General features: G+C 36.6%; 13 protein-coding genes. 10 read left to right on the top strand and 3 right to left on the bottom strand.

Going from position 1 to position 15,296, the window contains the following annotated elements:
• Window position 1: 1 nt before the first annotated feature.
• Together ACK4R1_RS11925 and ACK4R1_RS11930 are read right to left on the bottom strand one after the other, a co-directional pair.
• Window positions 2-1,126, bottom strand: coding sequence for a DegT/DnrJ/EryC1/StrS family aminotransferase (locus ACK4R1_RS11925; RefSeq protein ID WP_409687190.1), 1,125 nt, complete (start codon window positions 1,124-1,126; stop codon window positions 2-4).
• A complete protein-coding gene (locus ACK4R1_RS11930) occupies window positions 1,123-2,100 on the bottom strand; it encodes a GNAT family N-acetyltransferase (RefSeq protein WP_409687192.1) in 978 nt (325 codons plus the stop codon). Before ACK4R1_RS11930 ends, ACK4R1_RS11925 begins: the two co-directional genes overlap by 4 nt.
• 173 nt (window positions 2,101-2,273) lie before the next feature.
• On the opposite strand from ACK4R1_RS11930, the gene ACK4R1_RS11935 reads away from it, so the two are divergent.
• The 8 genes from ACK4R1_RS11935 (at window position 2,274) to ACK4R1_RS11970 (ending at window position 11,286) form a co-directional block, all read left to right on the top strand.
• Window positions 2,274-4,007 (top strand): gliding motility-associated C-terminal domain-containing protein, encoded by a 1,734-nt coding sequence (locus ACK4R1_RS11935; RefSeq protein WP_409687195.1) that lies wholly within the window; start codon window positions 2,274-2,276, stop codon window positions 4,005-4,007.
• A 50-nt stretch (window positions 4,008-4,057) separates the two neighbouring features.
• Window positions 4,058-4,849, top strand: a complete 792-nt coding sequence (locus tag ACK4R1_RS11940; RefSeq protein WP_409687198.1) for a TrmH family RNA methyltransferase — start codon at window positions 4,058-4,060, stop codon at window positions 4,847-4,849.
• 16 nt (window positions 4,850-4,865) lie between these two features.
• Window positions 4,866-6,434 carry a serine hydrolase gene (locus ACK4R1_RS11945; RefSeq protein WP_409687201.1) on the top strand — a complete coding sequence of 523 codons (1,569 nt, stop codon included), beginning with the start codon at window positions 4,866-4,868 and terminating at the stop codon, window positions 6,432-6,434.
• 122 nt (window positions 6,435-6,556) lie between these two features.
• Window positions 6,557-8,776: a RelA/SpoT family protein gene (locus tag ACK4R1_RS11950; protein WP_409687204.1), complete on the top strand. Its 2,220-nt coding sequence runs from the start codon at window positions 6,557-6,559 to the stop codon at window positions 8,774-8,776.
• A gap of 65 nt (window positions 8,777-8,841) precedes the next feature.
• Window positions 8,842-9,294: a Fur family transcriptional regulator gene (locus ACK4R1_RS11955; RefSeq protein WP_409687207.1), complete on the top strand. Its 453-nt coding sequence runs from the start codon at window positions 8,842-8,844 to the stop codon at window positions 9,292-9,294.
• A 16-nt stretch (window positions 9,295-9,310) separates the two neighbouring features.
• Window positions 9,311-9,520: a hypothetical protein gene (locus tag ACK4R1_RS11960; protein ID WP_409687210.1), complete on the top strand. Its 210-nt coding sequence runs from the start codon at window positions 9,311-9,313 to the stop codon at window positions 9,518-9,520.
• A 26-nt stretch (window positions 9,521-9,546) separates the two neighbouring features.
• Window positions 9,547-10,818, top strand: coding sequence for an adenylosuccinate synthase (locus ACK4R1_RS11965; protein WP_409687213.1), 1,272 nt, complete (start codon window positions 9,547-9,549; stop codon window positions 10,816-10,818).
• Window positions 10,819-10,935: 117 nt separating this feature from the next.
• Window positions 10,936-11,286, top strand: coding sequence for a DUF2200 domain-containing protein (locus ACK4R1_RS11970; RefSeq protein WP_409687216.1), 351 nt, complete (start codon window positions 10,936-10,938; stop codon window positions 11,284-11,286).
• A 73-nt stretch (window positions 11,287-11,359) separates the two neighbouring features.
• Here the strand turns inward: ACK4R1_RS11970 and ACK4R1_RS11975 are convergent, their stop codons facing one another.
• Window positions 11,360-13,234, bottom strand: a complete 1,875-nt coding sequence (locus tag ACK4R1_RS11975) for an alpha-amylase family protein (protein WP_409687219.1) — start codon at window positions 13,232-13,234, stop codon at window positions 11,360-11,362.
• 139 nt (window positions 13,235-13,373) lie between these two features.
• Between ACK4R1_RS11975 and ACK4R1_RS11980 the strand changes: the two genes are divergently transcribed.
• Entirely contained in the window at window positions 13,374-15,050 is a 1,677-nt protein-coding gene (locus ACK4R1_RS11980) for an OstA-like protein (protein WP_409687222.1), read from the top strand.
• A complete protein-coding gene (locus ACK4R1_RS11985) occupies window positions 15,050-15,295 on the top strand; it encodes a hypothetical protein (RefSeq protein ID WP_409687225.1) in 246 nt (81 codons plus the stop codon). The genes ACK4R1_RS11980 and ACK4R1_RS11985 overlap by 1 nt, the downstream gene beginning before the upstream one ends.
• Window position 15,296: the final 1 nt, after the last annotated feature.

Here is a 15,296-nt window from a genome sequence, read left to right on the forward strand (position 1 = left end):
ATCAATACTGATTTAAAATTGAAATCACTTGGGTAACTTCTTCGGCTGTCATGACCGGACTCAACGGCAAACTCAATACTTCGCGATGAATTTTTTCTGTGATGGGAAACGACAGCGAATTCCATTCCGATAACGCTTTCTGTTGGTGTGGCGGAATCGGATAGTGAATTAAAGTTTCAATGTTATTTTGCTTCAAATATTCTTGCAGATTTTCTCTGTTTGGTGTTCGAATCACAAACAAATGAAAAATGTGATTATGGCTTTCATTCCAATAAGGCAAAATAATTTTTTCGTTTTTGATTTCGACTAAATAGCGTTTGACGATATCTAATCTTTTCTGATTATCAGCATCCAAATAAGGCAATTTAACATTCAAAAAAGCGGCTTGTAATTCGTCTAAACGAGAATTGACACCGATAAATTCGTTGTAATATTTTTGTTCCGAACCATAATTTCTCAAAGCGAAAAGCACTTTGGCCAAATCGGCATCATTAGTTGTAATGGCACCTGCATCGCCCAATGAACCCAAATTTTTACCGGGATAAAAGCTGAAGGCTGCGGCATCGGATAGATTTCCGGCTTTTCGTAATTCATAATTCGTAATTTGCAATTCGTAATTAATTTCTGCGCCATGAGCTTGTGCTGAATCTTCAATTACTAAAAGATTATGTTGCTTAGCGATGCTATTTATTTCCTCCATTTCAGACAATTGTCCATAGAGATGAACCGCTAAGATGGCTTTCGTTTTTGATGTTATTTTTTCAGTAATTAAATCGGGATTGAGATTATAGGTTTCCAACTTTGGTTCCACCAAAACCGGAACTAAATCTGCTTGTAAAATGGCTAAAACACTAGCAATATAAGTATTTGCAGGAACGATAACTTCATCGCCCTTTTGGAGTTTCCCAAGTTGGATGTATGCCTTAAAAATTAAAACCATTGCATCCAATCCGTTGCCTACCCCTATGCAATATTTTGTGCCACAATACTGCGCAAAACTGCTTTCAAAGGCTTTAACTTCATCGCCTAAAATAAACCAACCTTTATCCAAAAAATGCTTCATTTTGTCTTGAAATGCAGTTTGATAAGGTAAATTGATTTTATGCAAGTCGAGGAATTTTATCATATCAAAACATTTTCTAATAGTGGATAATTGGCTGTTTTAATTTCATAAAAATCTTGGACCGTGGTTTTTGCCCCAAAACTCTCTTTCCAAAACAGAATACCTCCGTTAATCTTCTTACCATTTTCTTCATGTGACGGGCCAAAATCAAAATAGCTTTTATCTTTAAAAACTTTGGTTATCAAATGGTTGTATAAAAAATCTAAACTGCCTAATTCATTCTTCTGTTCATTAGCCGAAATGTATTGCGGATGTGCCACTTTATCGGTTACAAAAACAGTTGTCCCTGCTACAATTTTATCATTTTGATAGACATTAAAATGTCTAATATTGTTCGGAAATGCATTTTGCAATTTGGTAATTTCTTGGGATGAATGTACCGGTTTGGATTGGTGTTTTTTACTTAAATTTGGAATTAAAATTTCGTTCCAAAAAAATTCAAAATCGGGCTCCTCTTTAATTAATAAATTATGTTTTTGACTACGAAGAATGCATTTTTTTCTATCCTTTTTAAAAGAAAATGATTGTTGCAAATCAATTACCGACAAACAATCTCTGCGTATTAATTGGGCTTCAGTCAAAAACATAGCATATTCAATCTCCTCAGAAAAAGTAGAATTATAGATACTTGGGACTAATTTCAACTGAAAACTTTCGAACTTATTTAAGTTTAAAAAAGCCAAAACTGATTTGACTATAATAATCACTTCACCTAATTTTACTTTTTCTCCAAAAACAAAACCACCATAAGTCAAGCCTTGGTGTGAAAAAATCTTATTGTCAATAACATTCGCCGGAATTACCGAAACTAATTTTTGCCCTTCAAAAACCAGTAAAGAATAGTCTTCAAATCGATCAGCGTGGTATTCCATAAAATCGCGGTGGAACAAAAAGGTAGCATTTTTGGCCGTGCCGATAAAAGCATTCCAAAGCAAAAAATCATCCGAATGATATCGTCTAACAGTATAGTTTTTCACAAGTGTGGTTTAAACTTTGGAAAATTAAACATTTATTTTTTAATAGCATTCATTGGGCAAAAAATATGAAATCCAAAATAATTACTTATTTTTAACCTACTAAATTTAAAATTGCCTTGAATTTAAAACGGAAATTGCTGTTTTTTATTGCCTTATGCCTTAATATTTACGGTATGAGCGGGCAAGATATTACCTTGTATGAGCAATTTAACGGCAGGTATGATTTTACCTTTTTTGGCAATACTTTAAACACGCAAGAAAACAACAGCACCGTCAATTCGGTCACAGTCACCTCATCTTCAGCAACTTTGAATCTTAATCCAACCGATGTAATCGAAAAAGCTTATTTATATTGGGCCGGAAGCGGTGATGGTGATTTTAACGTAACCTTAAATACCACAACTATAACTCCTGACAGAACTTTTGCCTATAGCCGATTTTTTGACAATGTTGAATTCACTTATTTTAGTGCTTTTAAAGACATCACGGCTTTAGTACAAAGTACCGGAAACGGCACTTATACTTTGTCTGATCTTGACATTTCGCCTTTTGAAGCCTTGCATTTACAAAGAAGAACCAATTTTGCCGGTTGGGCCATTGCTATTATTTACAAAAATGACAATTTACCTTTGAATCAAATCAATGTTTATGACGGTTTAGAAGGTGTTCCTGATGAATTATCAATAACCTTAACCAATCTAAATGTAATTGACAACCTCAATTCTAAAGTAGGTTTTTTGGCTTGGGAAGGCGATGCTGCTTTGGCTACAGAAGAGTTTAGAATCAATGGTGATTTGTTGAGCAATACCCTAAATCCGAGTAGTAATGTTTTTAACGGAACCAATTCTGTCACCGGAAGTACAACGATGTACAATATGGATTTGGATATTTATGACATTCAAAATCTCATTAGCATTGGAGATACAACCGCCGAAATATCGCTTACTTCTTTTCAGGATTTTGTGATGATAAACTCTGTGATTACCAAACTTAACAGCCAGTTACCCGATGCAACCGTTGCTATCAATTCAGTCAACAAAGAATGTAATTCAAGAACAATAGTGGTGAATTATACAGTTTCCAATTTGAATTGCACCGGACCGCTACCTACTCAAACACCAATCTCCGTTTACATCAACGGACAATTAATTATTATAACACAAACCACTGTAGCCATTCCGGTTGATGAGTTCATCACCTCACAAATAACCCTAACCTTACCCGATTGGGTTCCCAATAATTTCGAAATCAAATTGGTAGTTGATGATAAAGGAGACGGAACAGGCATTGTTAATGAATTGGTAGAAAACAACAATGTTTTTTTATTCCAAGAGACGCTTTATACTTCGCCAATTGTAAATGATTTAGAGAATTTAATTTCATGTAACGAAGGCTTTACTCAAGCCACTTTTGATTTCTCAGGTTATGAAACATCAGTCAAAACAAATCCTGAGGATAGCGTAGTTTTCTATGAAACTTTAGACAATGCTATTAATGAAATCAATCCTATTTTAAATACTTCCAATTATGTTGCAACGGCTACGCCAAAAGAGATTTTTGTTCGAATCGAAAATCAAAATTGCCATACAACGACCTCTTTTTTATTGACTTCAAGAAACTGTCCACCAACCGTTTACAACTACATTTCAGCCAACAACGATACACTGAATGATTCTTTCACCATAGCAGGTTTGCAAAATATCTTTCTCCATTATAAAATTGAAATTTACAGTCGATGGGGAAAATTAGTCTGGACCGGCAATCAAAATACTCAAAATTGGGATGGCTATATCAAAGAAGGATTCGGAACTAAGGATGCTCCTGACGGAACTTATTTCTATATATTGTACCTAAACGACCCTGATTATCCTCAACCTTTAACCGGCTATGTTTACTTAGTTCATTAATGCGAAAAACTTTGTAATTTTGGCGCGAACTTCGGGTTTATAAATTCACAATGAAACAAATCACCAGCGCACAAAATCCTTTTATCAAATCTTTGGTTCTGCTACAGGAAAAAACCAAAGCCAGAAAACAGTCAGGCACTTTCCTAATTGAAGGTATTCGCGAAATTGAATTGGCTCTCAAAGGAGATTACGAATTAGAAACAATACTAATTTGCCCAGAATTAGTTGATTTATCTAACTATCCAAAAATCCAAGAATCTAACAGTTCAATCATAGAAATCTCTAAAGAAGTCTATCAAAAACTAGCTTATCGCGATACTACTGAAGGTATTATTGCAGTCGCCAAAATTAAATCATTGCAACTTTCTGATTTAAAACTTCCCGAAAACCCGCTGATTGTGGTGATGGAAGCCATCGAAAAACCGGGCAATATTGGCGCTATGTTAAGGACTTGTGATGCAGCCAAAGTTGACGCTGTCATTATTGCCAATCCTAAAACCGATTTATACAACCCCAATATCATCCGCTCTAGTGTAGGCTGTTTGTTCACTAACCAAATTGCAAATGCTACAACCGAAGATGCGATAGATTTTTTAATCAAAAACAAGATTAATTTTTACAGTGCAACATTGCAAAACTCAACTTCATACCATACCCAAAACTTCAACTTACCCACTGCACTGGTAGTTGGCACAGAAGCTACTGGACTATCCCAACTTTGGCGAGACAAAGCCACTCAAAATATCATTATTCCCATGCAAGGTGAAATTGACAGTATGAATGTTTCGGTTGCGGCTGCTGTATTGATTTTTGAGGCGAAACGCCAAAGAGGATTTATATAATTTTAAATTATGAATTATGACACGAGCATTAGCGAATTGGCGAAGCAATTTTAAATTTTTACTACCGGTTTTATTAGTCGGTTTATCTTTAAATGCTCAAATTACAGAGAAAGAAGTTGATGTGTTAGTGGAAAACACTTTAAAAACCTTCAATGTTCCAGGAATTGCTGTCGGAATTGTTAAAGACGGAAAATTAGTTTTTGCTAAAGGTTATGGTGTTTCCAACATCAAAACCCAACAAAAAGTGGATGCCAATACTTTATTCGGTATTGCTTCAAATAGTAAAGCTTTTACTGCTTCAGCTCTGGCCATCTTAGTAGATGAAGGCAAAATCAATTGGGATGATAAAGTCAAAAAACACTTACCTGAGTTTAAAATGTATAACGAGTATGTCACCAATGAATTTACTATTCGCGATTTGTTAACCCACAGAAGCGGACTCGGATTAGGTGCAGGCGATTTAATGATTTGGCCCGATGGACATGATTTTACACCCAAAGATATTGTCAGAAACATTCAATATTTGAAACCGGTTTCAGGTTTCAGAGCTAAATATGACTACGATAATTTGCTCTACGTAATTGCCGGTGAAGTAGTCGAAAAAGTCTCAGGAAAAACTTGGTGTGATTTTGTGGAAGAACGACTGATGAAACCCATCGGCATGAACAAAAGCGCAGCTTCTTGGAACAGACTAAAAGATACAACCAACGTAATCGTTCCGCATGTGCCAACCAACGGAAAACTGGAAATTGTACCAAGATATACCAATCCTATTTTTGATGCCGCTGCCGGTTTATATGCTTCTGTGAATGATTTAAGCCAATGGTTAATTGTGCAAATGAACAAAGGAAAATATGGGGAAAACCAACAACTTTTTAGTGAAAAACAATGGAAAGAAATGTGGACTCCGCAAACTATTTTACCTATGGGCAAGACTTATCCTTATACTTCCAATTTCAGAAATTATGGTTTAGGATGGCGCTTAGAAGATATCAATGGTCATTTACAAGTGTCACACACCGGAGGTTTAGACGGAATTGTAACACAAACCATTATGATTCCCGATATTAATTTAGGCATTATTATTTTGACCAATCAGCAAAGTGGCACAGCTTTTACCGTGATTTCCAATACTATTAAAGACAGTTATTTAGGTTTACCCAAGTTTGATCACTTGGCTTATTTGGGTCAGGAAAGAAAAGCCAAAGAAGATGATGCCGATAAAATAACTGACCAAATTTGGGCAAAAGTAGCTCAAAACGCTAAAGAAAAAATCAAAATCGATTTCAAAAAATACATAGGCACTTATAATGACCAGTGGTTTGGAGAAGTCAGCATTTTCGAAAAGAATGGCAAATTATACTTTGCCTCTAAACGTTCGAAGAGATTAATTGGTGAAATTTTCTTTTACAAAGACCAAAATTTTGTCGTGAAATGGGATGTTAGAAGTTTTAATGCCGATTCACATATTTTCTTCGATTTAGAAGCCAATGGAAAAGCCAAACACTTCAAAATGGAAGCTATTTCACCTCTAACAGATTTCAGCTATGACTTCCATGATTTGGATTTTAACAGAGTAAATTAATTGTTACTAAAAACTACAAATCCAAAAAAATGAATTAATTTGACGATTGGTCTCTAAATTTAAGGAATGCTATTGGAAGTTAAATCAATAATGCTTATTTTTAGGAATTGAATGAACTTGCTATGATTGAAATTGATTTAGAAGAAGAAAAAAAAGCGATTGCCCGAGAATACAAAGAATTACTTCGCATAAGTTACCAAACGCTAACCGATTCAGATAAAAAATTGATTCGAAAAGCCTTTGATGTTGCCGTTGACGCTCACAAAGACCAACGCCGTAAATCAGGTGAAGCTTATATTTTCCATCCAATTGGCGTGGCCAAAATAGTGGCTTCGGATATTGGTCTTGGCGCTACGAGTATTGCTGCTGCCTTGATGCATGATGTGGTGGAAGACACCGATGTTACTTTGGAACAAATAGAAAAAATGTTCAATCCGAAGATTGCGCATTTGGTGGAAGGCTTGACCAAAATTTCCCAAGTCAAAAAAGACATGAACATCTCTATGCAGGCGGAAAATTTCCGTAAAATGCTATTGACTTTGAATGATGATGTTCGCGTAATCTTAATCAAAATTGCCGACCGCTTGCACAACATGCAAACCATGGATTCGATGCCGGATTACAAACAAGTGAAAATCGCTTCGGAAACCTTATACATTTATGCGCCACTCGCCCATCGTTTGGGATTGTACAACATCAAAACTAAGTTAGAAGATTTAGGGCTAAAATATACTGAACCCGATGTTTACCACGATATCGTCAGTAAAATCAAAGAAACCAAAGAAGAACAAGACCAATACATTGCCACCATTTCGGATGTTTTAAAAAAATCATTAGACGAAGAAGGCGTGGAATACACCATGAAAGGTCGGCCAAAATCCATCTACTCCATACGCCGAAAAATGGCAGCGCAAAACGTCACCTTTGATGAAGTGTATGACAAGTTTGCGCTCCGAATTATATACAAATCCAATCTACACGACGAGAAGTTTTTAGCTTGGAAAATTTATTCGATAGTGACCGATCATTACCGTCCGAGTCCGAGTCGTTTGCGCGATTGGATTTCGTCACCCAAATCAACCGGTTACGAAGCCTTGCACATTACGGTTATGGGACCAAAAGGCCGTTGGGTAGAAATTCAAGTGCGAAGTGAACGCATGGATGAAATTGCCGAAAAAGGATACGCAGCACACTACAAATACAAACAAGGCGCCACCGAAGAAAGTGGTTTGGATACTTGGCTAAATCTTTTGAAAGAGGCTTTAGAAAGTTCGGAAACCAATGCGGTGGATTTTGTAGAAGATTTCAAAATGAATTTGTATGCCAAAGAAATCTTTGTGTTTACGCCTAAAGGTGAGATCAAATCTTTACCAAAAGGAGCCACTTCACTCGATTTTGCCTTTAGCATCCACTCCGAAATCGGGATTAAAACCCGCGGAACTCGTGTTAATGGAAAGTTAGTACCGCTAAATCACGAATTAAAAAGTGGCGACCAAATAGAAGTCATTACTTCTATCCATCAAAAACCAACGATTAACTGGTTGGATTATGTGACGACTTCAAGAGCTAAAAACAAAATCCGAAACGTTCTTAACGAAAACACTAAGAAAATCGCTGAAGACGGAAAAGAATTGTTGACCCGAAAAATGAAACACTTGAAGATTACTTTGAGTGAAACAGTAGTCAATGAATTGGTGAATTTCTTCAATCTTAAAACTAGTTTAGACTTGTTTTACCGAGTTGGAATTGGTTCGATTGAAAACCAACAACTAAAAGATTTCGCAGCACAAAAAAGCAATACTTTAATGAACTTCTTCAAGAGTAAAATGAAGCGTTCACCAAGCTCAAGACCTGACGAAATCAATAAACAAGAACTCAGCAAAAATTTTGACATGCTGGTTTTTGGTTCAGAGCAAGACAAATTGGATTATAAATTATCTTCTTGTTGCAACCCAATTCCGGGCGATGAAGTATTTGGTTTTATTACCATCAATGAAGGAATCAAAGTGCATAAAAAGGATTGTCCGAACGCCATCACCTTACAATCTAATTATGCTTACCGCATCATGCAAGCCAAATGGATTGACTCTTCGCAGCAAGAATTCAAAGCCATCTTGAAAATTACCGGTATGGACAGTTTGGGATTAACGAATGAATTAACCAAAGTAATTTCTAACAATATGCACGTCAACATCCAAAGCATTTCACTAAGCGGTGAAGCCGGTATTTTTAACGGACAAGTGGCGGTAATTGTTCAGAATAACAATATTCTAAAAAAATTAATCGACAATATTAAAAAGATAGACGGCGTAGACAAAGTAACCAGAGTTTACACGAATTAAAATCTTTTTTGAAAACTTTGAACTTTAAACTTTTAAACCTTAAACAAAAGATTTAACTTTGTCCCATGACATTAATTGCATCCGATAATATCAAAAATCAAGAGACCGTAAAAAACGTTTTTACGCTGTACTTGGAGAACAAAGGTCATCGCAAAACCCCTGAGCGTTACGCTATTCTACAGGAAATTTACGATAGTGAAGAGCATTTTGACATCGAGAATTTGTACATCAAAATGAAAAACAAAAACTATCGTGTGTCTCGTGCCACTTTGTATAATACCATTGAACTTTTATTGGATTGTGGTTTGGTACGCAAACACCAATTTGGGCAAAACCAAGCGCATTATGAGAAGTCTTATTTTGACAAGCAGCACGACCATATCATCATGACGGATACCGGTGAAGTGATTGAGTTTTGCGACCCAAGAATACAAACCATTAAACAAACTATCGAAGAAATTTTCGGTATTGAAATTCACAACCATTCGTTGTATTTCTACGCCAATAAAAAAGAGTAATCAAACAACCAATTATATGCAGCCTGCAGACTATTTCAAAAGAACCTTCATCTTCGTATTCGTATTTTTTTTAGTTTATAAATTTACTTACCAAATTTTTGAAGGCATTGATAATATTACTGCGGAATTTATGTTAAAAACACTTGCCATAGTAACTTTGACGGCTTTAGTTTTAGGCATTATAAATTACTTTTTGAAAATAGATATTCCAAAGAAAAAGCAATAAAAAAAACAACACACAAACAACACACAATGACTGTAGATTTACTACTCGGATTACAATGGGGAGACGAAGGAAAAGGAAAAATAGTTGACGTTCTGACTTCAAAATACGACATTATCGCCAGATTTCAAGGCGGACCCAATGCAGGACACACTCTAGAATTTGACGGCATCAAACACGTTCTGAGAACCATTCCTTCAGGGATTTTTCACAGTAACAACATCAATATCATCGGAAATGGAGTCGTAATTGATCCGGTAGTTTTCAAAAGCGAAATCGATGGCTTGGCCAAATTCAACCTCGATTTAAAATCAAAACTCATCATTTCCCGCAAAGCGCATTTAATATTACCAACGCACCGTTTACTAGATGCGGCTTCTGAAGCAGCAAAAGGCAAAGCAAAAATCGGTTCTACTTTAAAAGGTATTGGTCCAACGTATATGGACAAAACCGGTCGTAACGGATTGCGCGTAGGCGATATTGAATTAGCAGATTTCAAAGAAAGATATAGAGCTTTAGCCGACAAACATGAAGCGATGATTGCGTTCTATGACGTAAACATTCAATACAACTTGCCTGAATTAGAAAAAGAATTCTTTGAAGCCATTGCCGATTTACAAAAACTAAACTTCATTGACAGCGAAGAATATTTGGCACAAGCCCAAAAAGCAGGTAAATCTATTCTTTGTGAAGGTGCTCAAGGGTCGTTACTCGATGTTGATTTCGGGACGTATCCTTTTGTAACTTCTTCTAACACCACAGCGGCCGGAGCTTGTACTGGTTTAGGGATTGCCCCTAACAAAATCAAAGAAGTGTACGGCATTTTCAAAGCGTATACCACTCGCGTGGGTTCAGGACCTTTTCCTACGGAGGATTTTGGCGATGCAGGCGATGTGATGGCGAAAGTGGGGAACGAGTTTGGCTCCGTAACCGGAAGAAAAAGACGTTGCGGCTGGCTAGATTTAGTAGCCTTGAAATATGCCATCCAAATCAACGGCGTAACCCAATTGATGATGATGAAAGGCGATGTCCTTTCGGGCTTTGATACTTTGAAAGTCGCTACGGCTTACAATTACAAAGGTGAAGTGATTCACCATTTACCATACAACATCGAAGAAGAAAACGTAACGCCGATTTATACCGAATTCAAAGGTTGGCAAGCCGATTTAACCGGCATGACCACTTACGATGCCTTACCAAAAGAACTAAAAGAATACATCGAGTTCATAGAAAAAGAAGTCGAAGTACCGATAAAAATAGTTTCGGTTGGTCCGGATAGGAAACAGACGATTACGAGATAATTTAGAAACCCTTTCAGTGATGAGAGGGTTTTGTTTTTTACTATTGATTTATTTTAATTGTAATCTTTTATAAATTAGCTACAGGAAAAAACCATAAAATAAAACGCCTTCTAAACCATGGAAAACCATAGAGTATTCAAAATGACCTTTGCCAGTGTCTATCCGCATTATATTAACAAAGTAGAGAAAAAAAGCCGTACCAAAGCTGAACTAGACATTATTATTTGTTGGCTAACCGGTTATACTCAAGAAACTTTACAGCACCAAATTGACACTAAAAAAGATTTTGAAACCTTTTTTGCCGAAGCCCCGCAACTCAACGAACATGTTTCAAAAATTACCGGCGTCATTTGTGGGTATCGCGTTGAGGAAATTAAAGATCCACTGATGCAAAAGATTCGTTATTTAGATAAACTGGTGGATGAATTGGCCAAAGGGAAAGCCATGGAGAAGATTTTAAGAAGTTAAATAAATATTCTAAAAAAATCCCTTTCTTCCGAAATATCAGGAGAAAGGGATTTTTAGTATCTGTTAAATCCATTTACAACTTAAATATAAACGACTCGCTTGGTTTCACTTTCAGCTTCATGGTTCCAACACCATTAACCACATTCAAGACTGCGCTGCTTCCATACAGTTGGTCTTTTGCGGTATAACTACCGTCGAGTAAGTTCCATTTTGAGATAACGTCTTTTGGCACTTTTAAGTCGAATTCACTTGTAGTGACCCAAGAGAAATTGGCTACCACAATTAATTTTTCATAGTTAGTAAAACGCACATAAGAATACAATCCCGGATCATAGTTTGCAGTTTCCTTGCGATTAACCTCCTGAATGGACTGGAATTTCCCCAACATGGCTTCGCTATTTAAAGTGAAGTTCAACAAACGGGAATAAAAATCACGTAACTCTTTTTCTTTCGGCGTCAATTGTCCGCCATCAAACTTACCGCCGTTCATCCAGCGTTGGTGACTCGGAACACCTACATAATCAAAGATGGACGTACGCGAACGAGTACCAAATCCGCCATTTTCATTGCCGGCCTCACCTACTTCTTGTCCGAAATAAACCATCGTTGGCGATGAACTAATCGTGGCTGAAACTACCATTAAAGGTTTTCCCTTTTCAGGTGTACCTGCAAATTCGGGACTGGCTAATCTTTGTTCATCGTGATTGTCTAAAAAATGTAACATATGGTGCTCAATATCACTCATGCTTTCTTGTATTTCAGTAAGCGGATCTGGCAAAGCATTCCCTTGAATCACGGCTTTTAGGTGGTCATAGGTTTCTACTTTGTCATATAAATAATCCATTTTGCCCAACTTAATGTAGTTACGGTATTCCTTCGGATTGTAAACTTCTGCTAGCAAAAAAGCATTCGGATTTTTCATTTTGATGGCAGAATTCATATAGCTCCAAAATTCAACCGGAACCATCTCGGCCATATCATAACGGAAACCATCAACGCCTTTGGCCAACCAATACAAGGCGATGTCACGAAACTTCTCCCAAGAATTCGGCACATCTTTTCCTTGCCAAAAATCATAATGCGTCTTGTAATCTTTCGTTTCAAATCCGGCCGGTAACTCCGGAAAATCTTTTGAACCATCCGGTCTGATACCATAATTTACTTTTACAGTTTCGTACCAATCATTAATATCCGGTTTGGCCAAACGCGAACCATTACCGGTCCATTTTGCCGGAAACTCAGCAAACTTTCCATCATTTAACGGATTCGCTTCTCCATTCAGAGGTTTATAATCCTTAGAAGTCGGTACTTCAAAAGGCGTATTCGGAATGTAGTAAAAGTTGTTATCACGAGCATATTCCACCGACGTATTATCATCGGCTCCAAAATCTTTAACCCCTTTCGGGTTGGTTAATCCGGTATAATTACGGGCAATGTGATTGGGCACTATGTCAATAATCACTTTCAGTTTATTTTTATGCGTACGCGAAATCAAAGCCTCAAATTCTTCTAAACGTTTAGCAGGATCAACCGCTAAATCCGGATTTACATTGTAATAATCTTTTACCGCATAAGGTGAACCGGCTCGCCCTTTTACCACATCAGGGTCATCATTGGAAATACCGTATTTAGTATAATCTCTAATCACATCGTGATGTGGAACACCGGTATACCAAATATGGGTTACTCCTAATTTCTTGATTTCCTGCAATGCTTTATCCGTAAAGTCATTGAACTTACCTACGCCGTTTTCCTCAATAGTTCCCCATGGTTTGTTGGTGGTGTTTTTGTTGCCGAATAATCGGGTAAAAACTTGGTAAACAACTGTTTTCTTGGGTTGATCTACAGTTTCAACTTTTCTCATCATAGGTACTTGTGTGTTGTTTTGGGCAAAAGTTATACTCCCGGTACAACCTACTGCAATCAATATTAATAGTTTTGTTTTCATATCGTTTTTTCTTGTCGGTTATAGCAACAAGTAGTAGTGACAAATATAAAGAAATGATTGAAATATAAGCAGCATAAATTATTCTTAATAAACGTTGTCATTGGGGCTAATTTCATAAATTTGCTTAAAATTTTACCTATTGAAAAAGTTACTTTTTTGCATCGGATTATTTTTATTTGTGTTGAATGTTGCTATTGCACAAAAAAAATCAACCCCAATAAATATAGAATATTCCGATTATGCAGATATCAATCAAACCGAAATTCCCGATGCTTTATTGTTGCGTGGCAATGTAAGAGTAAGCCATGATGGTATCATTTTTACTTGCAACAAGGCCTATTTCTTCCAAAAAGAAAATTACCTGAAAGCTTTTGGCGATGTCCAAATGGTACAAGGTGACACCCTTTTCCTAAACAGTAAATATGCTGAATACAATGGAGAAGTCAAGCAAGCATACGCGACAGGCAATGTGGTGATGCGCTCACCGGAATCAAAATTAGTGACTGACACGATTAACTTTGACCGAAATACCCAAGAAGCGTTTTACAATTCTTTCGGAACAATTACCAATAGAGAAAATACTCTAAAAAGTAAATCCGGTCGTTATTATGCCAATGAAAAGAAGTTTAAATTCCTAACGGCTGTTACGATTACCAATCCGAAATACACCATCAAATCCAATCATTTGGATTATTATACTAATTCAGGTCACTCTTATTTATTTGGTCCGTCGACGATTACCAGTAAGGAAAATTACATTTACACCGAAAAAGGCTTTTACGATACCAAAAAGAATCTGGCCTATTTCAAACGAAAATCTTACATCAAATACAAAGATCGACGCATTGAAGGCGACAGTTTGTATTATGACCGAAACCGAGAATATGCTTCGGCCACCAACAATGTAAAAATCACCGATTCCATCAATAAAGGCCTAATCAAAGGACATTATGCTGAAATCTACCGCAATCTGAAAACCGAAAAAGATTCGATGATGATTACTAAAAAAGCCGTCGCTATTACTTTAGTGGAAAATGATTCGATGTATGTTCACGGTAAAAAAATGATCATCACCGGAAAACCGGGTGAAAGAATTGTTCGCGCATTCAACAATGTTCGTTTTTACAAAACTGACATGAGCGGCAAATGCGATTCTATCCATTCCGACCAAAAAACAGGTTTGACCAAACTGATCAAAAACCCTATTCTTTGGAACTATGAAAACCAAATGACCGGCGACATTATGCATCTTATTGGGAACAACCAAACCGAAAAACTCGACTCGCTTAAAGTACTCAACAATGCTTTTATCATTTCGAAAGACACACTCAGCACAGGCTATAATCAGGTCAAAGGACAAAACCTCTATGGTAAATTTGCAGACAATAAACTTCGGGAAGTTGACATCATCAAAAACACCGAAGTTATCTATTATATGCGCAATGACCAACAAGAACTGATTGGAATCAACAAAAGTGCAAGTAGTAAAATCAATATGATTTTGGATAAAAACACCATTGAAACGATCACGAATTTCAACCAAGTTGATGGTGATATTTATCCGGAAGCTGAATTACCCGAAAACGCTCGAAAACTTCGTGGATTCATTTGGCGCGGCGACGAACGAATAAAAACCAAAGACGACATCTTTCCTCAAGAAGAACTCGATTTGGATGCCAAAATTCAAGCCCAAAGTAAGATTGAAAAAGCCAAAGTTGACAAACCATTATTGCCAAGTAAAGAAACTTTAGAGTACGACAAGAATAATCCGAAGCCAAAAACCGAACAGGATGAAGCTAAACCTAAAGTGAAATAATGGTAACTCAAATTTGTCCAAAGTGCCAACAAGATGCTTTCACTTGGTATGTTAGCGAAGTATTACCTAACATAACGGTTTGGAGCTGCAACAATTGTCCACTACAAATATTTGAAGAAGACCATGACGAAGAAATTTGCGAAAATTGTAATGAACAAACCAAAACGCTTTTGAGAAGCCAAGAAGAACAATTTAATTGGTGTTCCAATTGCAACACAGTCACTAATTACCAACTAAACGAATAAA

The sequence above is a fragment of the Flavobacterium sp. genome (assembly GCF_046293665.1).
Lineage (GTDB): Bacteria > Bacteroidota > Bacteroidia > Flavobacteriales > Flavobacteriaceae > Flavobacterium.

Coding starts and splice junctions, on each gene's coding strand:
- ACK4R1_RS11925 (WP_409687190.1), bottom strand. CDS start 1,126: ATGATAAAATTCCTCGACTTGCATAAAATCAATTTACCTTATCAAACT.
- ACK4R1_RS11935 (WP_409687195.1), top strand. CDS start 2,274: ATGAGCGGGCAAGATATTACCTTGTATGAGCAATTTAACGGCAGGTAT.
- ACK4R1_RS11940 (WP_409687198.1), top strand. CDS start 4,058: ATGAAACAAATCACCAGCGCACAAAATCCTTTTATCAAATCTTTGGTT.
- ACK4R1_RS11945 (WP_409687201.1), top strand. CDS start 4,866: ATGACACGAGCATTAGCGAATTGGCGAAGCAATTTTAAATTTTTACTA.
- ACK4R1_RS11950 (WP_409687204.1), top strand. CDS start 6,557: ATGATTGAAATTGATTTAGAAGAAGAAAAAAAAGCGATTGCCCGAGAA.
- ACK4R1_RS11955 (WP_409687207.1), top strand. CDS start 8,842: ATGACATTAATTGCATCCGATAATATCAAAAATCAAGAGACCGTAAAA.
- ACK4R1_RS11960 (WP_409687210.1), top strand. CDS start 9,311: ATGCAGCCTGCAGACTATTTCAAAAGAACCTTCATCTTCGTATTCGTA.
- ACK4R1_RS11965 (WP_409687213.1), top strand. CDS start 9,547: ATGACTGTAGATTTACTACTCGGATTACAATGGGGAGACGAAGGAAAA.
- ACK4R1_RS11970 (WP_409687216.1), top strand. CDS start 10,936: ATGGAAAACCATAGAGTATTCAAAATGACCTTTGCCAGTGTCTATCCG.
- ACK4R1_RS11975 (WP_409687219.1), bottom strand. CDS start 13,234: ATGAAAACAAAACTATTAATATTGATTGCAGTAGGTTGTACCGGGAGT.
- ACK4R1_RS11985 (WP_409687225.1), top strand. CDS start 15,050: ATGGTAACTCAAATTTGTCCAAAGTGCCAACAAGATGCTTTCACTTGG.